Origin of the sequence: Halalkalibacter oceani (assembly GCF_040544555.1) — a bacterium.
GTDB classification, from domain to species: domain Bacteria; phylum Bacillota; class Bacilli; order Bacillales; family Bacillaceae_D; genus Halalkalibacter; species Halalkalibacter oceani.
In genome coordinates, this window is the sequence record NZ_JBEPKD010000013.1 from 1 (window position 1) to 23,977 (window position 23,977).

The 23,977-nt window shown below is 48.4% G+C and carries 21 protein-coding genes; 12 read left to right on the top strand and 9 right to left on the bottom strand.

Annotation, left to right across the window (positions count from 1 at the left end; genetic code table 11):
- Window positions 1-48: 48 nt before the first annotated feature.
- Together ABMB67_RS14125 and ABMB67_RS14130 are read right to left on the bottom strand one after the other, a co-directional pair.
- Window positions 49-1,137 (bottom strand): M56 family metallopeptidase, encoded by a 1,089-nt coding sequence (locus ABMB67_RS14125; RefSeq protein ID WP_354572469.1) that lies wholly within the window; start codon window positions 1,135-1,137, stop codon window positions 49-51.
- Window positions 1,138-1,146: 9 nt separating this feature from the next.
- Window positions 1,147-1,521, bottom strand: a complete 375-nt coding sequence (locus tag ABMB67_RS14130) for a BlaI/MecI/CopY family transcriptional regulator (RefSeq protein ID WP_251192572.1) — start codon at window positions 1,519-1,521, stop codon at window positions 1,147-1,149.
- A gap of 270 nt (window positions 1,522-1,791) precedes the next feature.
- Here ABMB67_RS14130 and ABMB67_RS14135 point away from each other — a divergent pair, with 270 nt between their 5' ends.
- The 3 genes from ABMB67_RS14135 to ABMB67_RS14145 are packed head-to-tail and all read left to right on the top strand — an operon-like array spanning window position 1,792 to window position 3,700.
- The gene (locus tag ABMB67_RS14135; protein ID WP_251224888.1) at window positions 1,792-2,538 is read left to right on the top strand and encodes an alpha/beta fold hydrolase; all 747 of its coding nucleotides are present in this window, start codon (window positions 1,792-1,794) and stop codon (window positions 2,536-2,538) included.
- A gap of 58 nt (window positions 2,539-2,596) precedes the next feature.
- Window positions 2,597-3,508 (top strand): NAD-dependent epimerase/dehydratase family protein, encoded by a 912-nt coding sequence (locus ABMB67_RS14140; protein ID WP_354572470.1) that lies wholly within the window; start codon window positions 2,597-2,599, stop codon window positions 3,506-3,508.
- Window positions 3,509-3,700 carry a hypothetical protein gene (locus tag ABMB67_RS14145; protein ID WP_251224890.1) on the top strand — a complete coding sequence of 64 codons (192 nt, stop codon included), beginning with the start codon at window positions 3,509-3,511 and terminating at the stop codon, window positions 3,698-3,700.
- 248 nt (window positions 3,701-3,948) lie between these two features.
- On the opposite strand, the gene ABMB67_RS14150 is transcribed toward ABMB67_RS14145, so the two are convergent.
- Complete coding sequence (locus ABMB67_RS14150; protein ID WP_251224891.1) at window positions 3,949-5,544, bottom strand: peptide chain release factor 3; 1,596 nt, start codon at window positions 5,542-5,544, stop codon at window positions 3,949-3,951.
- A gap of 286 nt (window positions 5,545-5,830) precedes the next feature.
- Here ABMB67_RS14150 and ABMB67_RS14155 point away from each other — a divergent pair, with 286 nt between their 5' ends.
- The 4 genes from ABMB67_RS14155 (at window position 5,831) to ABMB67_RS14170 (ending at window position 7,815) form a co-directional block, all read left to right on the top strand.
- Window positions 5,831-6,793: a BMP family ABC transporter substrate-binding protein gene (locus tag ABMB67_RS14155; protein WP_251224892.1), complete on the top strand. Its 963-nt coding sequence runs from the start codon at window positions 5,831-5,833 to the stop codon at window positions 6,791-6,793.
- 67 nt (window positions 6,794-6,860) lie between these two features.
- The gene (locus ABMB67_RS14160; protein WP_251224893.1) at window positions 6,861-7,055 is read left to right on the top strand and encodes a ComZ family protein; all 195 of its coding nucleotides are present in this window, start codon (window positions 6,861-6,863) and stop codon (window positions 7,053-7,055) included.
- 94 nt (window positions 7,056-7,149) lie between these two features.
- Entirely contained in the window at window positions 7,150-7,473 is a 324-nt protein-coding gene (locus ABMB67_RS14165; protein WP_251224894.1) for a hypothetical protein, read from the top strand.
- A gap of 66 nt (window positions 7,474-7,539) precedes the next feature.
- Window positions 7,540-7,815 (top strand): penicillin-binding protein, encoded by a 276-nt coding sequence (locus tag ABMB67_RS14170; RefSeq protein ID WP_354572471.1) that lies wholly within the window; start codon window positions 7,540-7,542, stop codon window positions 7,813-7,815.
- Between the two features lie 122 nt (window positions 7,816-7,937).
- On the opposite strand, the gene ABMB67_RS14175 is transcribed toward ABMB67_RS14170, so the two are convergent.
- A complete protein-coding gene (locus ABMB67_RS14175) occupies window positions 7,938-8,240 on the bottom strand; it encodes a hypothetical protein (protein WP_354572472.1) in 303 nt (100 codons plus the stop codon).
- 184 nt (window positions 8,241-8,424) lie between these two features.
- Between ABMB67_RS14175 and ABMB67_RS14180 the strand changes: the two genes are divergently transcribed.
- Together ABMB67_RS14180 and fabF are read left to right on the top strand one after the other, a co-directional pair.
- Window positions 8,425-9,363: a beta-ketoacyl-ACP synthase III gene (locus ABMB67_RS14180; protein WP_354572473.1), complete on the top strand. Its 939-nt coding sequence runs from the start codon at window positions 8,425-8,427 to the stop codon at window positions 9,361-9,363.
- A 39-nt stretch (window positions 9,364-9,402) separates the two neighbouring features.
- Window positions 9,403-10,641, top strand: coding sequence for a beta-ketoacyl-ACP synthase II (gene fabF / locus ABMB67_RS14185; protein WP_251224898.1), 1,239 nt, complete (start codon window positions 9,403-9,405; stop codon window positions 10,639-10,641).
- 211 nt (window positions 10,642-10,852) lie between these two features.
- On the opposite strand, the gene ABMB67_RS14190 is transcribed toward fabF, so the two are convergent.
- From ABMB67_RS14190 to ABMB67_RS14205, 4 genes are all read right to left on the bottom strand, one after another.
- Window positions 10,853-11,896 carry an LCP family protein gene (locus ABMB67_RS14190; RefSeq protein WP_251224899.1) on the bottom strand — a complete coding sequence of 348 codons (1,044 nt, stop codon included), beginning with the start codon at window positions 11,894-11,896 and terminating at the stop codon, window positions 10,853-10,855.
- 261 nt (window positions 11,897-12,157) lie between these two features.
- Window positions 12,158-14,683, bottom strand: a complete 2,526-nt coding sequence (locus tag ABMB67_RS14195) for a CBS domain-containing protein (RefSeq protein ID WP_251224900.1) — start codon at window positions 14,681-14,683, stop codon at window positions 12,158-12,160.
- Window positions 14,684-14,755: 72 nt separating this feature from the next.
- Entirely contained in the window at window positions 14,756-15,406 is a 651-nt protein-coding gene (locus ABMB67_RS14200; RefSeq protein WP_251224901.1) for a hypothetical protein, read from the bottom strand.
- Window positions 15,407-15,977: 571 nt separating this feature from the next.
- Window positions 15,978-16,565, bottom strand: coding sequence for a cell wall hydrolase (locus ABMB67_RS14205; protein WP_354572474.1), 588 nt, complete (start codon window positions 16,563-16,565; stop codon window positions 15,978-15,980).
- Window positions 16,566-16,988: 423 nt separating this feature from the next.
- Between ABMB67_RS14205 and ABMB67_RS14210 the strand changes: the two genes are divergently transcribed.
- Window positions 16,989-17,813: a CAP domain-containing protein gene (locus ABMB67_RS14210; RefSeq protein WP_354572475.1), complete on the top strand. Its 825-nt coding sequence runs from the start codon at window positions 16,989-16,991 to the stop codon at window positions 17,811-17,813.
- Between the two features lie 221 nt (window positions 17,814-18,034).
- Here the strand turns inward: ABMB67_RS14210 and coaA are convergent, their stop codons facing one another.
- Window positions 18,035-18,991, bottom strand: a complete 957-nt coding sequence (gene coaA, locus ABMB67_RS14215; protein ID WP_251224904.1) for a type I pantothenate kinase — start codon at window positions 18,989-18,991, stop codon at window positions 18,035-18,037.
- Window positions 18,992-19,135: 144 nt separating this feature from the next.
- Here coaA and ABMB67_RS14220 point away from each other — a divergent pair, with 144 nt between their 5' ends.
- Window positions 19,136-21,310 (top strand): type IA DNA topoisomerase, encoded by a 2,175-nt coding sequence (locus ABMB67_RS14220; RefSeq protein ID WP_354572476.1) that lies wholly within the window; start codon window positions 19,136-19,138, stop codon window positions 21,308-21,310.
- Between the two features lie 100 nt (window positions 21,311-21,410).
- Window positions 21,411-23,960, top strand: coding sequence for a septation ring formation regulator EzrA (locus ABMB67_RS14225; protein ID WP_354572477.1), 2,550 nt, complete (start codon window positions 21,411-21,413; stop codon window positions 23,958-23,960).
- Window positions 23,961-23,977 lie beyond the last annotated feature (17 nt).

A 23,977-nucleotide genomic window follows, 5' to 3' on the forward strand; every position in this document is an offset into this window, starting at 1 on the left:
ACACAAAGAATCATTACTCAATCGTTAAAAAAGGATGTTGGCAAGTAGCTACATTTTTAACTGCCAAATCATACATTTCCTACTTGCCAAATACAGACCTTCCGGCGGTTGGATATTTATGTTGTGCAATCCCTCTTCTTCACTTATTTCGGTCTTGACCTCTGGTGTGTTTGTCACCGCCCATACTGCGGTTGCCGTGCCAATCGCTCCAGCGACGATCGCTGTTACAGCCGCTGCGGCGATGATGGATTTTTTCCGTTTTTTCACATTCAGCATCATTTCCAGCCTCCTTTTTAATTGTTTGCCAGTGCCCGATAAGGAAGTACAAAAGCTTAGCGGGAGTCGTCTGCCTTCCATAATGTTCAGGATCATGGCCCCGTATTGCTTCCGTTCTTCATAGGACATGTCTTTCACGACTTCTTCATCGCAGGACAGCTCGCTCCATTTGTGAATGTCTTTGCGGAGAAGGTGAACGAATGGATTAAACCAGTGTAAGGCACTCGCAGTGAGAACCAGTGATTTGACAGCCAGGTCTTTGCGCTTTACGTGCATCAGCTCGTGGTGAAACACCATGCGAATATTCAGCTGCGCGCAGGTCTCCTCTGGCAGCAGGATGATCGGCTTCCGTAGTCCGAAAAGTGCCGGGCTACGGACAGCCGAGCTATAGAGGAGCTGAACATCGTCTTTGATCCCAAGCTTCTGCTTCATAAGGAGAAGCTCGTGATGAATCTCGCTGTTCTCTCGGACGGGCGTGCTGTGACGGTGCAATTCGTTTGAAAATCTGCGATAACAATACAGCTGCCAGAGGGAATAGATGATACCTCCTGTTGCCCATATGGCTAGCATGATGAGGGCGAGATTCGCAGAAAGATAGTCTGGAAGAAAGCTAGTAAGCTGCCGACTTACTGGTTGCTGCTCAATCAACGGAGTTCCGGCCTTACTTGGATATAATTTGAACAGCCAATGAATCAAGAGTGCTGCCGGAACAAGAAAAAAGGCAAGGGCGACCTTTCCGAGAAAATAGCGCCATTTCGCTGGAAAAAAGCTGGCGGGAAGCAGGCTTACCAGAAGGAGACAGCCGACGACGACGCTGCCGGCGATCGTTAAGCTGACAAGAATTTCGAGAGCACCATTCATTTCGTTCACCTACTTTCCAGAAAACCACTGCTTTAGCTCTGAAATATCTTCATCAGACAGCTTGTCGCCATCATATAAAGCAGAAATCATGTTTTTCACCGACCCTTCATAGAGGGCATCGAGCACATTTTCTGTTTCCCAAAGCTTGTACGCTTTTTGTGACAGACAAGGAGCATAGTGATTCGTCCGGCCTATTCTCGTCGCTTTGAGCAGTCCCTTGTCCACCAATCTGGACAAGAAGGTTGAGATCGTCTGCGCTTTCCATGTTTTGTCTCTTTTTAAGAAAATACGAAGCAATTCACTGGAGGTGACAGGGGGATCGCACGCCCAAATCACTTCCATCAGCTCCATTTCAGTATCGGAGAGCTTTTTAATTTGTTTCATGGCGGACTCCTTTCCGGTAATGTTCTACGTGAACCATCACTACGATATGTAGTGATTAAATTTTACTACAATAGTTAGTAGATTGTAAAGTGCTGGTTATCATCTGCAGGCATTGCTTGGATCGACTGTTATATACGTTTTTTAAGAGAGCGTTTGTTGGCAGCTTGCGGTTTCTTAGTCGAAAAATGGTTCAAAATGAGCGAAGGATGCATAACGTAATAAGAATACATGAATTATAGGAACTTCGAAAATGGGGAGAGACGTAAACCAATGAAGCATGTACGGTATTTTCGCATTGGGGACCAATGGAACGTTCTCTATCTTCCAGAGCAGCCGAGTGGTTTCGCCGTTTGCCTGATTGGCGATAATGGGATGACGGTGACGAGTAATTCCAGTGAATGGCTCCATCATCCTGAGAAGGAACAATTTATTCAGGATCTCCTGAAGCGGGGATATACGGTTTTTGCTTCTTCTCTTTATGATAAGCATTGGGGAAGCCCTAAAGCGTTTGAACTGCTTGAGCATCTGTACCATTTCATTTTAAAACGAGAAATTCTTAATAAAAAAATTCACCTCTTTGCGGAAGGAGCCGGCGGGTTACTTGCTTTGAGGTGGATCCATACGCATTCAGAGCAAATTCGTTCCTGTTATTTAATCAACCCTTGCCTCTCGCTTAGCTCGTACTATGAACAGGAGAGGGAGAATAAGCTGTATTATAAGCGCTTTGTCAAAGAGCTGGAGCTGGCCTATGATCTGAAATCGGAACGTGATATTCAGGAGGATTGGGTGCGAAATCAAGTTCCTGCACTGACATGCGGGCAATGTCCGCCTCTCTCGATTCATTGTCATGTTCAGGAAAAACGTTTTCCTCTTCACGCCCATAGCCGCGCTCTGCAAAAGCAGCTAGCGGCTGACGGATGCCTGATTAATTTACGGATTCATAGCAATGAACGTTCCTTTTACAAGGAGGCGCAATCCGCCTTTCCTTTTTACCAAAAGTATGAAGAGGTGTTGTAGCGCGGTGCTGGGAGTGAACCTTTTGGCCGGGTTCGGTAGTTGAAAAAGGAGGGGAAGAATGAAGAAAGTTGTTGTCACAGGAGGCTTTGGTTTTATTGGCTTTCATCTTTGTGAGCGGCTGCTTCTCAATGGAGTGGAAGTGATTGCGATCGATCAAATGAATGAAGCTGAAAAAGAAAAACAGGAAGAAATGGAATTGCGACTTGGACGGAATGCCTTGCTGACGATCATCAAGGAAAAAGCAGAGAATGCCGACCTGGAAAAACTTCTGACCGGGATCGACGCGCTTTATCATCTTGCCGCCGATACGTCAGCCGATCATACATGGCCGCCACTCGCCGAGTCGATTGAAAACAATGTTAATTTGACCCGGACCCTCGTGCAGGCATGTCCGCCAGAAGCGCGCTTTATTTACGCTTCGACCGTCGATGTGTATGGCGAGCGTCCTGGCGTGATTACCGAACGGACGCCTGCCAATCCCACTTCGCCCTATGGAATTACGAAGTTAACCGGGGAGAATGTCATTCGCAAATATGCCGAGCAGCGCGGCCTTCCGTATGTCATTTTACGGTTGCCGACGGTCTATGGGCCGTGGCAGCGCGCTGATATGACGTATTACCAGCTGCTTTCCGGCAAGGAGGAGGTAGAGTCGGATCGTTCAACGCTCGATGTGCTGTATGTCGATGATGTCGTGGACGCTTTTATGCTCGCCGGGAAAACGAAGCATGTGAACGAGGTGTATCAGCTGTCGTCGGGAAAAGCCAACCAGTGGGTGCGCGGAGTCGAACATGTGGCGCCCGATCATCCGTTGACGGCCTCGCCGCGGTTTGAGACGTCATTATCGGCTGAGAAAAGTAAAGACATGCTTGGCTTCGAGGCGAAAGTATCCTTGCAGGAAGGGCTTGCCAAGCAGCGGGAACATATGACACAATGGCTAAAACAGCAGCAACTGCAAAAAGGGCGTGAATAGGTGGATATGAAACGGGCCTTTATCGGAATCGTCATCTTTGCATTCGTGACAGTGATTTCCTTTTTGCTCTTGCGACGAATGTTCGGTTTGCCGGAGGGGATCAGTGTAATTGGCGCGATCGGCTTAGGGGCGCTGGCGGAAATCCTTTATCAGCGCAGCCGCAAGCGAGCGGGGAGGAAGATTTCCGAATAGGCAAGTGAGGGCGAGCCAAAATCAGGTAGGGACTGGGGCAAAAGGTAAAAAATAACCTCTGTCCCAGTCCCTTAACGTTTTTTAGGTTGATTCGTAAAAACATTCGCAGGAGGAAGTGTAGGAAGCATCGAGGAAGAGCACTGGCTCCGCACGTTACGTTCACCATGAAAGAACCTCACTTTCATGGTGAACAAAGACCGTTGTAACGGCTCTGCACAGTGCTTCAAAAAAACGCCACAGGCGTTTTTTTAGATCGTGGAACGGAAGAAAGAATTCTCGTAAAATGTAATATCAGGATACTTCTCCGTTGCTGTGCGCATTTGGAAATCATTTTCAAACAGCACGACAATCCGGCCATCGCGGTCGGTTACGAGATTACGCTGGGCTTTTTTAAAGGCTTCCAGCGCTTCCGGCGGGCCGTCTGCCCAGCGCGCCAATGAAAACGGCAGCCGTTCAAGCTGAATGTCAACGTGATATTCATGCTTCAGCCGATGCTCAAGCACTTCAAACTGCAGGACTCCGACTACGCCGACAATTTGCTGCTCATTGAAGCGGTTAAACGTTTTAAACAGCTGAATGGCGCCTTCCTCCGTTAATTGGTGCAGCCCTTTTTCAAAGGATTTATGCTTTAATGCTTCCTTAACTGTGATCGCACTGAAGAATTCAGGCGAGAAATGAGGCATCTCCGCAAATTCAAAGCTGTCTCCTTCAACGAGCGTATCGCCAATCCGGAAGTTGCCCGGATCAAAGAGACCGATAATATCGCCGGCGTAAGCCTCGTCGATGATGCTGCGGTTTTGCGCCAGAAATTGCGTCGGCTGCGAGAGCTTGATGTTTTTTCCGATGCGGACATGCTTGACCGCCATCCCGCGTTCAAATTTGCCGGACGTGATCCGCAAGAAAGCAATCCGGTCGCGGTGAGCAGGATTCATGTTGGCCTGGATTTTGAAAATAAATCCGGAAAACTCTTTATAGGTTAACGGCTCGATCAAGCCTTTCGAGCTTTCTCTTGGCGTCGGTGCCGGCGAAAGCTTTAAGAAGTGCTCAAGGAATGTTTGCACGCCAAAGCTGGAAATTGCGCTGCCGAAGAAAATCGGCGTCAGTTCTCCTTTGGCAACAAGCTCAAGGTCGAACTCATCTCCGGCGACATCAAGCAGCTCCAGCTCCTCGCGAAACTGCGCAACGAGCTCGGGGTCGTTAATCGCTTCATCAAGCTTCGGATCATCCGGTCCTTCCAATTGAATGACATCAATTTCTTTCGGGTTTTCCGGATTATACAGTTCCAGCCGCTTCTCATGACGGTCATAAACACCTGAGAAGGACTGTCCCATGCCGATTGGCCAGCCCATCGGATACGAGCGGATGCCAAGCAGGTTCTCAAGCTCTTCCATCAGCTCAAAAGGGTCGCGTCCCTGGCGGTCGAGCTTGTTCATAAACGTAAAAATCGGTATGCCCCGCATTTTACATACTTTAAAGAGCTTCTTCGTCTGCGCCTCGACGCCTTTGGCCGCATCGATCAGCATCGTCGCCGAGTCAGCCGCTGTTAGCGTCCGGTACGTATCTTCACTGAAATCTTCATGCCCCGGTGTATCAAGAATATTGACGTGATAGCCGTCATATTGAAATTCAAGGACAGAGCTTGTCACGGAAATTCCCCGCTGCTTTTCAATATCCATCCAGTCACTCATCGCATGTTTGGCTGTTTTCTTCCCTTTAACGGATCCAGCCTCGCGTATGGCTCCACCAAACAGCAGCAGTTTTTCCGTTAAAGTCGTTTTTCCGGCATCGGGATGCGAAATAATCGCAAAGGTCCGCCGTGATTGCACAGCTTCCGTGTACGTCATAAATATGTTCCTCGTTTCTCGTTCAAATAGTCTTATCCATTATACCAGCCTTCGCTCAATGTTTCATCTTTGCGCCAAAAAACATTACAATCAGATTACATCTGTCCAAGAAAGGATAAAACAAAAAGGGTATCGTCATAGAATAACGAATAACTAGGACGAAAGAAGGTGATCAATTCGATAGAGTAGGAAAGCGCTAAAAAGGAAGCCTTCCAATTACTAACAGGAAATCATTTCATTCATCCATTATAATAGAAAAGGGCAAATCAATAGGGAGCGTGTCAACATGAGAATTCCACAGATTTTGCAAGTCACTTTGCTGATCATTCTGCTGGCAGGCTGCAGCAATCCGATTTCTTCATCTTCACCGGCGAAAATCGGACTGCTGCTCGAAAACACGATTGACGACCAGGGATGGAATAGCAAAGGATATCAGGGACTTTTAAATATTCATACTAACCGAAAGAGTGAAGTTGTGTTTAAAGAGGATATGAATACGCTCGAAAAAGTAAAAAATGCCGTGGCGGAATTTGCCGCCAATGATGTTCAATTGGTATTCGGACATGGCAGGATTTTTGCTGAATTTTTCTCCGAGCTTGGCGAGGATTATCCAGACATCCATTTTGTCAGCTTTAACGGGGATGTAGAAGGTGAGAATGTCACGAGCCTACAATTCGACAGCTATGCGATGGGTTATTTTGCCGGGATGATGGCCGCATCGATGTCGGAAACCGGGGTGGTCGGTATTATCGCCGCCTTTCCATGGCAGCCGGAGGTCAAAGGCTTCCAGGAAGGGGCAAAGGTAGAAAACGGGGCAATCGAGGTGGAGGTTGAATTTGTCGAAAGCTGGACAAATGAAGAGCGCGCTTTGACTTATTTTAAAGAGATGCAACAGAAAGATGTCGATGTGTTCTATCCGGCCGGCGATGGCTACCATGTGGCGGTGATTGAGGAAGCGAAGAATCAAGGGCTGTATGCGATCGGCTTTGTCGGCGACCAATCTGATTTGGGTGAATCAACTGTGTTAACAAGCACGGTACAGCATGTCGATGTGCTGTATGAACTGGTCGCTGACCAATATGAAAAAGATGAACTGCCGGCAGGGAACAAGAGCTATGATTTTCAAGATGGAGTCATTACACTTGGCCGTTTTAGTCCAATTGTACCGGAAGAAATAAAGCTGGAGCTTGAAGAGGCAGTCAAGACGTATATTGAAACGGGAGACTTGCCGGAATCGCCCTTAACCTAACTACTTGCGTTCACCTGCTCATCATAGTATCGTAGATGAGAGAATGATCTTAAGAGGTGGATAATGTATGAATCTTCCGGAAATGAATATGAAATTTATGCAAATTGCAATGAAGCACCTGCCTGAAGGAAAGAAGTTTCTCGATGAAAAAGGAATCGAATTAAATATGGAAGATTTACAGCCGATGCTTGAGCTGCTGTTAAATGTCATGTCCGAAGCATATGAGCTGGGCAAGGAGCATTCTGCGTTGGAGAAAGAGTAAGAAAAGCTGTACATGAAAGAAAAGCTCGACAGGGGGAAGCACCTGATCCGGGCTTTTCTTCTGTTTAAATTTATGAGCGCAAGGAGGAAATAAGATGGACAAGACGGCGAGACTTAAAGCGTTTGCTGAAGAAATGAAACAAGGCTATCAGCTGGTCAAGGAGAAGAAGGACAAAGAAGCGATTCAAAAGCTACGCCCGTTTATCGAATTAATGAGACAAAGCGAGGCGCCTCATATACGACTGTTTGTATCGTACAGTATCGCTCAAATCCGCACTGGGGATCTTGAAGGGTTTTTGCAAACGTATGAAGAGGTAAAAGGCATGTCGCCGAAAAGCGAGGAAGACGAGCAGCTGAAAAGTCAGCTGGACGGATTTTTTGTTGATATGATGGAAGAGCTGCAAAAGAAAGAAAAATAACGACAGGCTCCATTCTTTCTGCTCGTTCATAGGATAAAGAGAACCTAGCGGAAGGAGCGGTGAAGCATGAGCTATCTCCCTTATCAACCGATGATGAGAAACGCCGGGTATGAGCAACAGGATCAACGTTTTTTTCCTGTGCTTCCCTTTATAGCGGGACTCGCGGTCAGTCCATTTCTTTTCGGGGGCTATGGCTATGGTCGGCCAAATGTCTTTTACGGTCCAAATTACGGTCCGAATTATGGCCCAAGCTACGGACCTGGTTATGGCCCGAACTATGGTCCGGGTTACGGTCCCAGCTATGGTCCTCAGTACGGTCCGGTCTATCCTTACTATAGATGAGCATAATAAGGAAAAGAGGTGTCTCAATCGGCTAACGCCTTTTTAGGGACACCTCGTTTTACATAGAATGCTGCTGAAAAAGTCTCGGTTTCATTTTAGTAGCCTGCCTTGGTTTAAGCTGCTTATTCCTGCTTTTTCGCCTGTTTTCCGGACGGCTTTTTGGAAGAAGGCTCTTCCTTCTTCTGCTTCGTAAAAAACGTGTGAGCGGCGCCGATAAGCGGGGCCAGCTTGTCGATTGTCGGGCCTAACGTCTGGACAAGCGTCAGCACCTGCTCTAATTGAGTCGGCGGCGTTGCCGGCGCTGTGTTTTCCTGTTCTTCCGCCTGTGGCTCTGGTTGTTGATTGTCTGCCTGCGGTTCGGAAATAGGACGTCCAAACATAAATTCATCGAAAAAATCACGCCGCGGCTTTTGCTGTTCAGCCATAGTTGCTCCTCCTTTCTTCTCTCATTTTAGTGTATGGAAGAGGACGAATCTGCGTGTGAATCCGATCGCCTAATTCAAAAGAGGTTCATATAGACAGGAGAGTCAACATAGGATAGAATTAGTAGCAGGTACTAATAATAACCCAAAAAGAATCGTGCGATCGACCGCGAAAGGGGAACGAAAGATGAGACATGCAGGAATTTTAGGCATTGGCAGTTATGTGGGAGAGCAAGTAGTAACAAATGCTGATTTTGAACAGAAGCTTGACACGTCTGATGAATGGATTCGCACCCGCACTGGAATTGAAGAGCGTCGTTTTGCTCCTGATCATATTGAAACGTCCGATATGGCTTATCTCGCTGCAAAGGATGCGCTGGAACAGGCGGAGATAGCGGCGGAGGATATTGATTTGATTTTAGTCGCGACGGTTACACCGGATATGCCGTTTCCGACCGTTTCGACGTTAATTCAGGAAAGACTCGGTGCTAAAAAAGCGGCCGCTATGGATATTAGCGCGGCGTGTGCCGGCTTTATTTATGGCCTTGCCACGGGGCAGCAGTTCATCAAGACCGGAGCTTACCGCCATATCTTGGTCGTCGGAGTGGAGAAGCTTTCGAAAATCACTGATTTTTCCGACCGTAATACCGCTGTTTTATTCGGCGATGGCGCCGGCGCGGCTGTGCTTGGTCCTGTATCTGAAGGAAAAGGAATTTTGGCCTTTGAACTTGGAGCCGATGGGGCCGGGGCGATGCATATTAATCAGCGGGACAAATATTTAGAGATGAACGGGAGAGAGGTCTTTAAGTTTGCTGTTCGTCAAATGGGCGAGTCTTCCTTACGAGTTCTGGAAAAGGCGGGATTGACGAAAGAGGATTGTGACTTCCTCGTCCCCCATCAAGCCAATATCCGCATTATGGAAGCGGCGCGGGAACGGTTGGAGCTGCCTCAGGAAAAAATGGCGAAAACGGTCCATAAATATGGGAACACATCATCAGCTTCGATTCCGATGACATTGGTCGATGAATTAAAAAATGGTAAAATAAAGGATGGAGATATTGTTGTCCTCGTTGGCTTTGGAGCTGGACTCGTCTGGGGCTCAGTAGCCTTGCGATGGGGGAAGTAACAAGCTGAAAGATCAATTGTAGCAAAGGAGAGGAAAGACATGGAAAAAAGACGTGTCGTGATCACCGGCGTTGGCGCGGTAACACCATTAGGGTTAGACGCTGCAACGACGTGGAAGCGTGCTGTTGAGGGACAATCAGGGATTGGCCTGCTGACGCGTGTCAATGCTGAGGAATTTCCGATGAAAGTGGCGGCGGAAATCAATGAGTTTGATCCAGGAGCCTTTATCGATAAAAAAGAAGCGCGGAAGATGGATCGCTTCACCCAATTCGCCGTTGCGGCATCGTTAATGGCGTTAAAAGATGCGAACCTCGAAATTACGGAAGAGATTGCCCCGCGTGTCGGTGTTTGGATTGGTTCCGGGATCGGTGGAATGGAAACATATGAGCAAAATTTCCGGCAGTTTTTAGAAAAAGGACACCGCCGGGTTAGCCCGTTTTTTGTGCCGATGATGATTCCGGATATGGCTTCCGGCCAAGTGTCGATTACGACAGGAGCAAAAGGGATTAACTCCTGCTCGGTAACGGCATGCGCTTCAGGCACAAATTCAATCGGAGATGCGTTTAAAGTGATCCAGCGCGGTGATGCTGATGTGATGATTACCGGCGGATCAGAGGCGCCGATTACGAACATGGCTGTTGCGGGCTTCAGCTCGGCAAAAGCGATTTCGACGAATGAAGATCCGGCAACAGCTTCAAGACCGTTCGATGCTGATCGTGACGGCTTCGTCATGGGAGAGGGAGCGGGAATTCTGATTCTTGAGTCGCTTGAATCGGCTGAGAAGCGCGGGGCGACGATTTACGCTGAAATCATCGGCTATGGAGCAACCGGCGATGCCTATCATGTGACGGCTCCTGCACCGGAAGGAGAAGGTGGCGCGCGGGCGATGAGTCAGGCGATTGCCGACGCCGGCCTTGAACCGACGGATATCGATTATGTCAATGCCCATGGGACAAGCACGCCCTATAATGACAAGTTTGAAACGATGGCATTGAAAACGGTTTTCGGAGAGCACGCCCATCAGCTGGCGGTGAGCTCAACGAAGTCAATGACCGGGCATCTTTTAGGTGCTGCGGGCGCGGTTGAGGCGATTTTCTCGGTTAAGGCGCTGCAGGAAGGAATCATTCCGCCGACAATCAACTATGTGAACCCTGATCCGGATTGTGATCTTGACTATGTGCCAAATGAAGCGCGACGTGCAGAGCTGCGCGCGGTCTTGAGCAACTCTCTTGGTTTCGGCGGACATAACGCAACGCTGATTTTTAAGAAATACGAATAAGCTTATAAGCCGCTTCGGGGGTGTCCCAAAAGGTGAAACGACCTTTTGGGACACCCCCGTTTGTTTGTTCATCTCTTGCGTACGGCGTAAGGTCGCTGCATCTTGCGTTTGTGAATTTTCGAAGCTATCAAAAACACTCCATCTGGGCACAAAAGCCACAAAAAGGGGCATAAGGTGATGTTCTCCTTATGCCCCCGCGTTTATCTTTTTGTTAGGATTCTTGCTCGTTGTCTTCTGCTTCGGTGTCATTGGCGAGCACCTTTTTACCGGAAAAGAAGTCGGTAATAGCCTGAACGTTTCTTGTTTTGTCGATTTCCAATACAGCTCCGGCATGTGAATAATATTCATCGTGGTAGCTGTTATCCAATGGAATTCGCAGCGTTTCAAAGTCATTAATTGGATTGAGCGCAAAATCGCGGCCAATGCTTAGCATTTGAGAAAGGCCGATATTCGTTTCGAGATACGGTTCAACCGACCCAATTAAACGCGGAATGCGTGTCAAACCTGAAAAGGATAAAAGTTCATCCTTTAATAATGCCAGTACTTGCTGCTGCCGTTCGACCCGGCCAAAATCATTTTCACTGTCTTTGCGGAAACGGACATACTTTAAAATATCCTCCCCGCTCAATGTCTGAACACCGGGCTGAAAATCAATTGTCATATCAGCCGCTGAATCACGGTAATACATCCGGCGCTCGACATTTACTTCAATTCCGTCCGGTGCCACAGTATCAACGACATTGACAAAGCCATTAAAGTTGACCATCGCATAATAATGAATATCAAGATCAAAATTCTGTTCAATCGTTTCGCGCAACAGATCGGCTCCGCCGGCGGCGAAAGCATAATTGATCTTGTTATTCATATGCCCGGGAATTTCAACATAGGTGTCACGCATAATCGAAGCAAGCCTCGCGTCACCATTTTTGGCATCGTATTGACCGATCATAATCGTGTCCGTTCGGGCAGGCTCCTGTTCCGATGTATCAATGCCAATTAACAGAACATTGATCGGTTCATCATTTTCAGGCTCCTTGACTTCGACAACCTCATCATCGAGCTCGTCCGTTCCAATCATTTCATTTTCTGTTAAGTTATCTTGTGCTTCATTTTTACCAGCTTGAAATTGCATCACTGCATAGGCTGTTGTCACAAGAAAGAGGCAGGAGAATATGAGCACAAACATCGTGAGAAGCTTGTGTTTTCGTTTTGGCTTTTTTCTCGCTGCCTGCCTTCGTTTCATCCTAGTATCCACATCGTACCCCCCTTACACCTACCACGTTTCATTATAACAGAAACATCGACAAGTTTTGTGAAAAAAAGTCATTTTAATGCGATGATATCATGAACGTCTTGTGAATGGGAAGAAGTGCTGCCAAAATAAAAAGCTCATTCTTATCATATGATAAAACGGTTATCTTCATAAGTAGGAAAAGAAATGCAGCTGCCGGTTTGTGCAAAATGTTGCCATTGCCAATCGCTCAAAGCTGGTTCTGTCCCAACCATGATGAAGCGGCTATTCAGCCTTATGAGCGGCCTGCTTCAGCCATTCCAGCGCCTCCTGGCGGGTGCGGATCGCATTGTCAAGCTGCAAGCCGAAAAGCTGTTGAAGCAAGGAAGAGTAAACCGGCCCGGGCTTAATCCCCTGTTTCCTTAAGTCATGTCCATTGAGCAGGAGGGTGATTTTCTGGCGTTTTTTTACATAATCAAGCAGAAAAGGCTTGTTATCGAGCAACGCAGACAATTGTAAAGCAAGATCGGAAAAATGAGACAGCTCTCCGTGCAGCTCGCGCAAAGGCTTTTCCCGGGTGTCGAAGGAGTGAAGATGTGTCCATTCGCCCAGCAGCTTCATATCGGCAATCGTCAGCGCATAACGCTGCAGCTTCTGCTCGAAGTTGTCTGCTTGATGGAAAAGTACGAATAAAGCAAGAAATGGTTCCATTTCTGCTTCCAGCTGTTCGCCGACTTCGCTAAGCTGCTTCCAGTCGTTCGCTGTCGGCTGATAGGCGAACAGCGCTTCCCAGACGCCGAGCCGGTCGAGCCACTTCGCGCCGGAGAGGAGATGCTGCTCTTCGTGAAGAAGTTCCAGCTCGCGTAAAAATCGGGACGCACTAATTTGCGTAAGCATCGGCGCGGCGTTTTTCGCGAGACGTTCAGTCTGCTCATCGAATTGATAGCCGAACCGAAGGGCGAACCGGACCGCGCGCAAAATCCGCGTCGGGTCTTCCACGAAGCTGAGCGTATGCAGAATCCGAATTTTCCGCTGCTTGAGATCGTTTTGTCCCTGGAAAAAGTCAAGAATTTGACCGAAGTTTTCTTTGTTGATTTTGACCGCAAGTGCGTTAATCGTAAAATCGCGCCTGCGGAGATCCTCGCGTAAATTGGATGCGCGAACGACCGGTAAAAGACCTGGTGCCTCATAATATTCCGTCCGGCATGTGACGATGTCGATTTTTTCATCAGCCGGAGTCGTCCACGTTGCCGTCCCGAATGTATCATGAGTTTTGATGCTTCCGCCGAGCTTTGCCGCGATGGCTTCGGCAAAGGCGATCCCGTCCCCTTCGACGACGAGATCGATGTCTTCGTTTTGCCGCTTCAACAATAAATCACGGACGATTCCGCCAATTAAATAGACAGGGAGGTCAAGCTCATCAGCAATTTCCCCAATTTGTTTCAATAAAGTAAGCGTAGAGGCGGGCAAGGATGCCTTCATATGCGGCAATAAAGAATCTTTTGCTGTAAGCTCCACTGCCGAAGATTGCTGGTGAAGCTGCTCAATCACATCAGTGCGTGAAACAATCCCGACTAAAGCGCCGTTTTCGACAATCGGAATGCGGCCGATATTATGCTGCATCATCGTCGCCTGAATTTCTTCTATCGTCGCTTCAGGCGGCAAGATGACCGGCCGGCTCGACATATAGGCTTTCACCGGAGCGTGCCCAAGCCCGTGATGAGTCGCTTTATCGACATCCCGACGGGAAATGACACCAACGAGCTGCCCGTTTTCATCGACAACAGGGAAGCCGGTATGACCGTATTGAAACATTCGCTCAAGAACAGCTTCAATTTTGTCCGTTGGCACGACCGATTTAACGGGACTTGCCATAATGGATGAGGCGGTGACCGCTTGTTTCAAAATCAAAGGCACAAGCTCCATAACCTTTGGCACGATTTCCGTCAACGACTTGTGCTTGAACGTCGCCGATGCTGCCTGGGCATGCCCGCCGCCGCCGAGTGCCTGCATGAGCGGGTTGAAATCAATCCGGCTTGATGAAGCACGGGCGACGACATACGTGCGGTCTTTCATCATGACGATCGCGATCGCCGCGTCGCTGTCGGTGATGTCCATCAGCCGTCTCGTCAGTGTGGCGAGGCCGCCCTGATAATGGTCCTGCTCATGAGTCGTCAGGAGAATCGTTAACCCTTCACGCTGCTGTTCCTCACTGTTTGTCAGCAATGTTTGAAATAGAGCTTTTTCCTCCGTTGTCAGCACCTGTTCAGCAAAGCGTTCAATCAAGCTGACGTCCATACCTTGTTCCCGGAGGACGGAAGCGATATACAAATCTCTTGCGGTAACTTGCGGGTATGTAAAATTTCCGGTATCCGTATAGAGCCCTAAGCCGAACAAGGTTGCTTCAAAGGCATTGATCGGATGATCGCGCTTGAGCAGCTGCTCGGTGAGAAGCGTAATCGCCGCCCCGACCGCTTCAATCAGGCTGTACTCAGCACCCGTTTCCGGCTCGTTTTGCAAATGATGATCATAAATCAGTATAGAGATGTCATCCCTCAACTCCTTAAGCGGTATGCCGGTTCGGTCGAGGGAGCCGACATCAACGAGGATTATTTTCGTAACAGATGTCCAGGGAATTTGCTCGTATGAAGAAAAATTCAGCTGATCGCGGTAAATCGCCAAGTAGGATTTGACTGTCGGCTGCTGTTTATCGGTTAAGGCAACGGTTGCCTGAGGATGGAGCTTATGAGCAGCCAGTAAACAGGCCAATCCATCGAAGTCAATATTCATATGTGAAACAATTACTTCCATGATACCCCTCATTTCTGCACACGCTTGATCTATCTATTGTACCAAAAAAAGCGTTGTGCAAGAGCAGAGAGTCTAATATTGTTCTTCAATTAAAAGGCCTTTTACAGGAAGAGGCTGGCTTTCATACGCGTCTGCCGGGGTGTCTGGCGCCTTAATGCGGATAAAGGTCTGATATTCCTTCAGAATCATCGATTTAAAGCGGCCCATGAATTCAGAAGCAGCATGCTCGGCATCGTGCAGAAATGATAAAAATTGGTCCATATGAAGAGAAAGGGAGTAATCTTCATTTTCGGTTACGCCGATGGCCTGGAAATCTTCAGCAAAGAGCGTGTAAATATGATGGATGGATTGCAGGTGGTCGGTGCCGGCGAGCGCATCAAAGTCGCGCAGTGCCTCCAACGCCAGGTTGTACTTTTCGACAAGCGTCTTTGTCTGTTCGGCGAGCGTCTGATCATTTTCATTGAGGCGGGCAATCGCCTGCTGCAATTCTTTTTCATGATGATAGAAGCGCTTAAATTCCTTTTTTAATTCTTGAATGCTGCGATAATAACGGTCGTATGAAATGAGGTAATTTTCTGAAAATTGATTGAAGGGACGCTGGGACTCGTTAATTGGATTTACTTTTTCAATATGAGTAGCGCGTTCAATATTTGTCATGCGATTTACATAATTGGCGTGGATACGTTCAGTTTGCAGCCGGGAAGAGCGAGAAATTCGTCCCATTCAACACACCGCCTTCATTATAATCTGCTTACCCTTACTATATTCCCCTTCTCATGGAGATCAACCTTCTTTTTGAGAAAAATCGACGTCAGGGAAAAAATGAAACAGACATGAAGGGGAGAATTGACCTCATGAGGAATATCCACCGCTACTGAAATAGACTTCGCTTTCCGCGGGAAGCTGGTGAGCCTCTCGGGCTACCGCCCTGTGGGTCTCACCGTTGCTTCTGTTCCCGCAGGAGTCTTCGTCTATTTCATCCGCTACGTTGGTGTTTTCTTAGGGATGTCATGTCTCAGCCTCTGCGTATGACGAAAGACTTACTGATTTTCTTATTTCGAGAGGTCTGTGTGTGATAGCGAAGGTAAACTTGGTTACGATTTCTGAGCGGGTCGCGCAGACGTATCATCGTAGTAGCTGAAACGTCACTGTCAGAAAATTGAAACGCCACAATCGCAACCTTAGGGGTCTTTCATTGAGGTTGTGTTTTTCATTTGTCCTCATCGTCCACGATATGATTTACCTTTTGCCAGCCTTTAAGCCCGTTTTGTTTCAAGCTTAATAGTAGTATGTTTTATTTAGCAAACACGTGGTCACCGATCCGTATGGTTTCTGTCCGGGTCGCGTTCCAGTGATTTGTTGCTTTTGCGGGATTATAGAAGTAAAGGGAGCCTTGTCCCTGACCGTGAAAGGCTAATGCTTCATTAACAGCGCGTTTCGCCTGTTCGGTTGCCGGCTGATTGATGTTACCATCTTTCACCGGGGAAAACGCATAGTGGCCTGTAGGTGTCACTTCTTCAATCACTCCACGAATCGTATTCGGGAAATCGTGATGATCAACCCGATTTAGAACGACCGTCGCTACAGCGACCATGCCGGCATAAGGTTCTCCTTTTGCCTCGGCAGTCACGAGCCGAGCGAGTAAATCTTTATCGGCTTGACTGATGGAAGCCGGAAGAGTGAGCTGTTCTCCTGGATAAAGAACTGAGCTGCTCTTTCCATTTACTTGTTTAAGCGCTTCTACCGAAACGCCATACGTCTGACCGACTTTATAAAGAGTGTCGCCGGTTTGGACAGTATGGACGCCTGCCGCTGCGGTCGCGAGACCTCCTGTACATAAGAGGGCAGCTGTTATTCCTACAATTGTGATCATTTTTTTCATTGATGGTTTTCCTCCTTTTTCAGAAAAGCAATCTCTATAAAACTATCAAAATACTTCAGCCCGAACACCGCGTAATATTTTCCATTGGCGGGAGGTGAAGGCCTGAGACTAGCAATGACAAAGCGCGACGGTGTTTTATTACAGTTGTGTAACCAACTTTGGAGGAATCTATAAAAATCAAGCCGGTCTGTGAGAATTGGAAATTTGCTCAATGGGGAAAAGCGTAAATTAGCGAATGGTCAAAAATCAATGGAAGCAGGAGTGACAAAGGGTAGGGAGTTTTTTTTACGTGGGAAAAGAGGTGGAAAAGAGCCAATTTCCGCTGGTTTTCAAGCTACTATTTTCCAGAGAAATTCAACAGGAAGTCATGGTACGGTTGTTCCTGTAGCACAACACACCAACATATTTTGGAGGGAAACAACTATGAAAAAATTACTCGTAACGACAGTAGCGGCTGCAGCGATCGCAGCAGGTTTTGGAGGACAAGCACTCGCAGCTGAAAAGACTCATCAGCCTGTTTATGCAAAGGTGCAAGCATATGAGTTGAAAAACATAGATAAAGAGTCGATCAATCAATTGCTGGAAAAGTTCGCGCATACTACATTAAAAGATGTGCTCGTTGACTGGCAAAAGCAAGCTAAGAAGCATGCTGGTCCTGCACCGGTGAAACAGCCGGCCCCTGAACAAGCACCTGAAAAAGAAGCAGCACCGGAAAAGCAGCCGGCGCCAACACAAGAGGAAAAGCCAGCACCACAGCCGGCTCCAGAAGAACAAGCACCAGCACCGGCTGAACAAGCACCGGCTCCTGCCCAGCAGCAACCGGCACCAGAAAAGCCGCAGGCACCAGAGCAGGAACAAGTGAATGGTATTAGCCAGGAAGAGCAGCAAATGCTTGACCTTGTCAATCAGGAGCGCTCACAGCAAGGTCTTGCGCCACTGAAAGCTGACCTTGAATTAACAAAAGTAGCAAGAGTGAAAGCGCAGGACATGATTGATAACAACTACTTCAGTCATCAATCACCAACGTACGGCTCTCCATTTGACATGATGTCACAATTCGGTATCCAGTACCGTACTGCCGGAGAGAACTTAGCTGGTAATCAAACAGTTGAAGCGGCGCATCAGGCATTAATGAATTCACAAGGTCACCGTGAGAATATCCTTAAAGGGGACTACACAGAAGTAGGAATCGGCATCGTTGACGGCGGTCCTTACGGAAAAATGTTCGTTCAGCTTTTCAAAGGATAATAGAATAAGAAAACCGCATAGCGTCCTTTCTTATCTTTTAAAAAAAGCTGTCCCTCCGGGGGCAGCTTTTTCGTAATGAGCGTAGCCATTACTCTTCTTCGAGTTACGGAAAAAGAGGTTTTTCAGTGGCCTCCTTCTCTCCAGGCTTTAAAAAATGCAGCGACTTCGCTCATTGCTTCGGTTTTGTCCGCGAAGGTGAACGTCAGCCTTTGCGGACAAAACTACATCTTTTTCAGCCGGATTTCGGAGACGCGATGGCCGGCTTCTTTTTTTAGAATCAGGTCGGCGCGGTGCCGCGTCGGACGAATGTTTTTCTCCAGGTTTATCCCGTTAATCGTATGCCAGACATCTGTCGCAAACTCGACCGCTTCCCTGTCCGATAAATGACGGTAGCGGTGAAAAAACGACTCGGGGTTTTGAAAGGCCGTATTGCGCAAAAGCTTAAACCGTTCAATGTACCAGGACAGAATATCACCTTCCTCGGCGTCGACATAGATCGAAAAGTCGAAGAAATCAGAGACGAAAACCTGCGGCATCCGCCGGTCTTTCTTATTTACTTGCAGCACATTGATTCCTTCGACGATCACGACATCCGGCTCTTCAATTTTCTGCACTTGATCCTCCAGCACATCATAGCTCAAGTGAGAATAAAGCGGTGCTTCAATGTAAGCGCAGCCAGATTTCAATTGATAAAGAAAATGAATTAAGCGCTTAATATCATAGCTTTCAGGAAAGCCCTTCCGCTTCATCAGCCCTCTTTCCTCCAGCACGGCATTCGGATAGAGGAAGCCGTCGGTCGTCACAAGCTCGACCTTCGGTTGATTCGGCCAGCGCGAGGCGAGAGCCTGAATCAGCCTGGCCGTTGTGCTTTTGCCGACGGACACGCTGCCGGCGACACCGATCACAAAGGGAACTTTTTTCGTCCGGCTTTGCAAAAATGTATTCACCTGCTGGTGAAGGCTAACCGATTGGGTCATATGTAAATAGAGGAGCTGTGACAATGGAAGGTAAATCTCAGATACCTCTTCAGCGGAAATTGTATCATAAATGCCTTCAAGCTCCATCCGCTCATGCGGGGAAAGAAGATGATCCGTTTTACCTTTGGAAAGCTTCGCCCACTCTGCCCGGCTAAACGTCGTGTACGCCGATAAGGGGGGCGTTTTTTTAATAGTAACCATGTTGTTTCTCCTTTTTCGTCAGGTTATCCTCACACGTAAACAGGATTCGTTACATAGCAGCATGTTGAACGACAAGATCTTTTAACGTAAAAGCATGCTCTTATAAGATATAATGAAAGTGATGAGGAAGCAAGGAGGATCGTCGTGAAAAAAGTAATTATTGCAGAAAAACCATCCGTTGCGAAAAACATAGCGGATGCCTTACAAATAAAAGGAAAAAAGGATGGCTATTATGAAGGGCCGCAATATGTGATCACCTGGGCGTTCGGCCATCTGCTCCAATTATATGATGTGAAAGATTATGACGAACGGCTGGCGAAATGGAAGCTCGACCATTTTCCTTTTATTCCCGAGCAGTTCCGTTACAAGGTGAAAGGCGATGCGCGGAAAAAGGGCAAGGAGGATCTAAACGCGAAAAAGCAGCTTAAGCTGATCCGTAGTTTGTTTTCGCGTCCGGATGTCGACGGGATTATTTCGGCATGCGACTATGACCGCGAAGGACAGATCATCGGCGACACGATTATTCAGACGAGCAATGTCACCAAGCCGGTGTACCGTCTCCTGTTAAATGAATGGACGCCCGATGCTGTCGTGAAAGGACTCGCTGGCATCAAATCCAACGAGGAGATGAAGCCGCTGCAGGACGCGGGCGTCAGCAGGCAGTGGGCTGACTGGGTGATCGGGATTAATCTGACGACGGTCACGACGTTGAAATATCAAAAAGGGAGCGGAAGCCCGCTCAATATCGGCCGGGTGCTGATGCCGACGTTAAAGCTGATCTATGATCGTGATAAAGCGATTGAAACGTTCGTGCCGGAGCGGTATTACACGTTGTCCGCTTTGTTCCAAACGGAGAACGGCGAGCAGTATGAAGGCGTATATGCGGAGGAAGGAAACGAGAAATTCAAGGAGAAAGAGCAGCTTGAACAGATCGCCGCCTCCCTCTCTGATGAAGCGATCGTCGTCGATAAGCAGGTCGAGGAAAAAAGAAGCTTTCCGCCGTATTTGTTCAACCTTTCAAACCTGCAAGGACATATCACCAGCAAATACAAAGGCTGGACTGCCGACAAAGTATTAAAGGTCGCCCAGTCTCTCTATGAGAAAAAATCAATTACCTATCCGCGGACGGCCAGTGTCGTGCTCGATGACAGCTTAGTGGGCCGGGCCCGTAAAGTGCTGGAGCTAGTCAAAAAAGAGTTGCCGTACGAGGATGAAGTTGTTTTTAAGAAGACAAAACGGATTTTCGATAGCGCGCGCGTTGACAGCCATAGCGCGATCATTCCGACTTACCTCTTGCCGAAGCGGCTGACAAAGGATGAGGAGCTTGTTTATCGGGCGATCAAAAACCGCTTTATTATGCAATTTATGCCGCCTGCGGTTCATGAAGAAACGAAGCTGACGACGAAGGTGAATGGTGCCCTGATTAAAGGGCTGTTTCATACAACAGGCAGGGTCCAGCTTGTGGAAGGATGGAAAAAGGTCGAGCAGATCGCGACAAAGGAAGTGCTGCTCCCATTCGTGACAAAGGGGGAAACGGTCAGCCTGGCGGAGAAAGAGGTCCATTCCCACGTGACGAAGCCGCCGCGTCCCCATACGGAGAAAACGTTGCTTCATGTGATGGAAACTTGCGGCAAAGGACAGGAGGAAGAGAAATCCGAAGAGCTGATGGCCACAATTTTAAGCGGCTACAGCATTGGCACGCCGGCAACGCGCGCGGAAACAATCAAGAAGTTGAAGGATATCGGCTACATTACAGCCGAGCAAAAGAATTTACAATGTACGGAGCTTGGCAGAAAGCTCGTTGAAACATTCCCGGTACAGGAGCTGTTTGATCTTGAATTTACCGGCAGGCTGGAAAAGGCGCTCAGCGATATTGAAAAGCAAAAGGTCGGGAAAGATCAGTTCCTCTCGTTTATTTATTCGTTTACGACGAAATCCGTCAACACGATTAAGCAGGAGCAGGAAGTACTGCTGCGCGAAGTGAAGAGGCAGCAGCGGAACAATGAAGTACTCGGCCCATGTCCGGTATGCGGACACAACGTGATAGAAGGGCAAAAAGGGTTCGGCTGCAGCAATTGGAAAAACGGCTGCAAATTTGTCATCTGGAAAAATGACCGCTATTTAGCAGCGATGAAAAAGAAGCCGACCAAAACAATGGTCAAGCAGCTTCTCAAACAGGGAAGCACGGTCGTCAAAGGGCTGAAAAGCAAAAAAGGCCAGACGTTTTCCGCCCGCCTGCGCTATGAAAAAAATGAGGAAAATGATTATTACAGCTGGAAGATGGAATTCGCCGAGCGGCCTCAGCGGTCACCACGATAGGCAGGAAAGCCGTCATTTCTATGATCCTTGAAACTTTTTCTATTTTATTAACGTATAATGAGAATATGTGAAACGATGAGAGAGGAAAGAGGGGAACCGGATGAAGGAGAAACGATGGCTGGGCGCGCTGGCAGCGGTGATGTTGCTTTTGCTGCCGACCAGTGTCAGTGCTGCTGTTACGGTTGACGATCAAGGGGAGTTTTTCTCAGCTGAAGAGGTTGAAAAGCTGGAAACAGAATACAATGAAACGGAATTTGATTATTATGTCAGGACCATACCAAGTTTGAGCGGAGAATCAATTGGGGAAGCCTCCGAGACTCTTTTTGAGGACGTAAAGGGCGATGGGTTTGACGCCGCGATCCTGATAGCTGTCGAGGAAAGTGAAATTCATATGAATGTCGGTCCCGGCACGGCGATTGATCAGGCGATTGCCCAGCTGTCAAATTCGGATCCGTTCGGGAGATTACTAGACGAGACCTTCGTCCAGGCCGCGGGCGATGGCCGCTTTGGCGATGGAATTGCTGACCTCGTTCTGAAAGTCGAAGAGCTTGGCAGTGTAGTGCCGGATGCAGAGGACAGTTCAGCCGAAGACTTGGCAGCGGTCCCGTCTGCGCCGGTCGCACCGGAAAATCCGAATTCTACTAGTCCGCTTCTCCTGTTAGCATTCTTGATTTTAGCCGTGTTAGCGGCGCGAATCGTCTATTTGCTCGGTCAGGTAAAGAAGGTCGCCAAACGGCTAGAGGCGCTCGTTCAGCGGCAAAAAGGGCTGTTGTCTAACGTGCTTGAGCCTTATCAGCAATCATTGGAGCGCAGTGAGATCAGCAAAGGCTTGACGAAGCAGCAGTTTCAGGAGCTTCATGAGCAATTGTCTATTTTATTGACAAATGCTAAAGAGCAGGAGCAAACGTTGACTGCTATGAAAGAGTCGGTAAAGAAACGGAAATATGCCATTGCTTTTAAACAGATTGGCTCGTTTGCGATCTTCTCCGGCAAACAGGGCAAGACGACGAGCTTAGGAAAGCTGGAACAGGAAGCTTCACGCTTTGAAAAAGGAAGTAAAGAACAGGAAACGATGTTAGCCGGGCTGAAAGACGAGCTTGAACAGTTAACGGCAAAGGAGCTTGAAACATCGCGGGAAATCAAAGCCTTACAGGAGGCAGCAACACAGGCTGAGACGAAGCTGGAACAACTGCAGCAGGAAACAGAGCTTGCCTTTCCGGCGATGAAGCAGCACATCGATCAAGCTCTGCTTCTTCTTAATCAGGCCGTTCAGCTTGATGATGCGTTTGATTTTGCCGCTGCCAGTGAGCTGCTGCCGAACCTGAAGCCGAAATGGCAGGAAATCGCCTCTGATTTGGCGACGCTCGAAGCGTTGCTGACGAGCAAAGAGACGATGACCGCTGACATTGATCAAACGGAAGAAGAGATTCGTCACTATACCGCGCGGGAAAACCTCAAATTAGCAGATGAAGATCCATATGCGTTGCTCGATGAGGCGCGCGAACGATTTGTTACTTTCTCCGAATCGGTGGCGGAAGGCCGGGTCAGTCACGCCAAAGCAGAGCAGGCAAGAATAAGTGATTTGGCCGGGGAGGCGAAGCGGCGGGTTGAAACGCTTGTTACCTATCGCGATCAAACCGCTATCGATCATCGAAAAATAACCGACGGGATTTTGCCGTTTCAAAATCTTGAGCGGGCATTTGAGCGAGAGCTGGAGCAGCTTCGCTCATCCTATGCCGAGCATCATTGGCATTATTTGCAGGAGCGCTTTTCACGGATGCAGGAATTGATAAGCCTTATTGAAGAAAAGCTGCCTTTGATCGCCAAGCTGATCGATCCAGATGAGCAGCAGTATAAGCAAGGACGAGCCGAAATGAATCATCTGCTCGAGATGTTTCAATTAATTGAACAGCTGCATGCCGACTGCTTTACAGCCTACGAAGGACTTGAAGAGCAGCGGATTCGTCTTACCGACTCCATTGCTTCCTTGAAGAAAAGGCTGAGCGGCATGGAGGAGATGGCGACCCGACACCGGCTTCCGGTTCAGCGCTATTCCTTTGAGCAACTGCGGCAGGGGATTGAACATTTGCAGGTCGATGTCGAGCAAAAGCCGCTTGATGTAACGCTCGTTGCCGGGCAATTTGCAGAGGAACAGCAGCGGATGGAGCAGCTGGATGAATTGCTGCAAACATTGCTTCGCGATAAACAACGAGCAGAACGGGAATGGCAGGAGCTGAAATCAGCGTATCAGCAGGCTGATCGCCGTCTCGGAATTGGCTTTGGCACGGGGGCGTATCAGAACCGGTTCCGGGCGTGTGAAGGGCTGATTATCCAGTATATCAACGACGGCCAGTATGCCGAGGCGCTGAGCGAGGTGGCGATTGGCAGGCGGATCGTCGAAGAAATGAGAGAGGAAGAACGCCGGATCGCCCGTGAAAGGCAAAGAAGAGCAGCACAGCAGGCGGCGAGAGCGGCAGCGCAGCGGAACCGCCATAATTCCGGAGGCGGAGGAGGATTTGGCGGCTTCGGTGGTGGTTCAAGAGGCGGGGGCAGCGGCTTCGGTGGCGGCTCGCGCGGTGGCGGTTCAAGCTTCGGATCAAGAGGCGGCGGTTCAGGCTTCGGTTCCCGAGGAGGAGGCAGAAAGTTTTAGGCATCTGTCTCCGCTTG

What these genes read in the sequence shown, in the direction of transcription:
- ABMB67_RS14125 (WP_354572469.1), bottom strand. Translation starts at nt 1,137, where the DNA reads ATGAATGGTGCTCTCGAAATTCTTGTCAGCTTAACGATCGCCGGCAGC.
- ABMB67_RS14130 (WP_251192572.1), bottom strand. Translation starts at nt 1,521, where the DNA reads ATGAAACAAATTAAAAAGCTCTCCGATACTGAAATGGAGCTGATGGAA.
- ABMB67_RS14135 (WP_251224888.1), top strand. Translation starts at nt 1,792, where the DNA reads ATGAAGCATGTACGGTATTTTCGCATTGGGGACCAATGGAACGTTCTC.
- ABMB67_RS14140 (WP_354572470.1), top strand. Translation starts at nt 2,597, where the DNA reads ATGAAGAAAGTTGTTGTCACAGGAGGCTTTGGTTTTATTGGCTTTCAT.
- ABMB67_RS14150 (WP_251224891.1), bottom strand. Translation starts at nt 5,544, where the DNA reads ATGACGTACACGGAAGCTGTGCAATCACGGCGGACCTTTGCGATTATT.
- ABMB67_RS14155 (WP_251224892.1), top strand. Translation starts at nt 5,831, where the DNA reads ATGAGAATTCCACAGATTTTGCAAGTCACTTTGCTGATCATTCTGCTG.
- ABMB67_RS14160 (WP_251224893.1), top strand. Translation starts at nt 6,861, where the DNA reads ATGAATCTTCCGGAAATGAATATGAAATTTATGCAAATTGCAATGAAG.
- ABMB67_RS14165 (WP_251224894.1), top strand. Translation starts at nt 7,150, where the DNA reads ATGGACAAGACGGCGAGACTTAAAGCGTTTGCTGAAGAAATGAAACAA.
- ABMB67_RS14170 (WP_354572471.1), top strand. Translation starts at nt 7,540, where the DNA reads ATGAGCTATCTCCCTTATCAACCGATGATGAGAAACGCCGGGTATGAG.
- ABMB67_RS14175 (WP_354572472.1), bottom strand. Translation starts at nt 8,240, where the DNA reads ATGGCTGAACAGCAAAAGCCGCGGCGTGATTTTTTCGATGAATTTATG.
- ABMB67_RS14180 (WP_354572473.1), top strand. Translation starts at nt 8,425, where the DNA reads ATGAGACATGCAGGAATTTTAGGCATTGGCAGTTATGTGGGAGAGCAA.
- fabF (WP_251224898.1), top strand. Translation starts at nt 9,403, where the DNA reads ATGGAAAAAAGACGTGTCGTGATCACCGGCGTTGGCGCGGTAACACCA.
- ABMB67_RS14195 (WP_251224900.1), bottom strand. Translation starts at nt 14,683, where the DNA reads ATGGAAGTAATTGTTTCACATATGAATATTGACTTCGATGGATTGGCC.
- ABMB67_RS14200 (WP_251224901.1), bottom strand. Translation starts at nt 15,406, where the DNA reads ATGGGACGAATTTCTCGCTCTTCCCGGCTGCAAACTGAACGTATCCAC.
- ABMB67_RS14205 (WP_354572474.1), bottom strand. Translation starts at nt 16,565, where the DNA reads ATGAAAAAAATGATCACAATTGTAGGAATAACAGCTGCCCTCTTATGT.
- ABMB67_RS14210 (WP_354572475.1), top strand. Translation starts at nt 16,989, where the DNA reads ATGAAAAAATTACTCGTAACGACAGTAGCGGCTGCAGCGATCGCAGCA.
- coaA (WP_251224904.1), bottom strand. Translation starts at nt 18,991, where the DNA reads ATGGTTACTATTAAAAAAACGCCCCCCTTATCGGCGTACACGACGTTT.
- ABMB67_RS14225 (WP_354572477.1), top strand. Translation starts at nt 21,411, where the DNA reads ATGAAGGAGAAACGATGGCTGGGCGCGCTGGCAGCGGTGATGTTGCTT.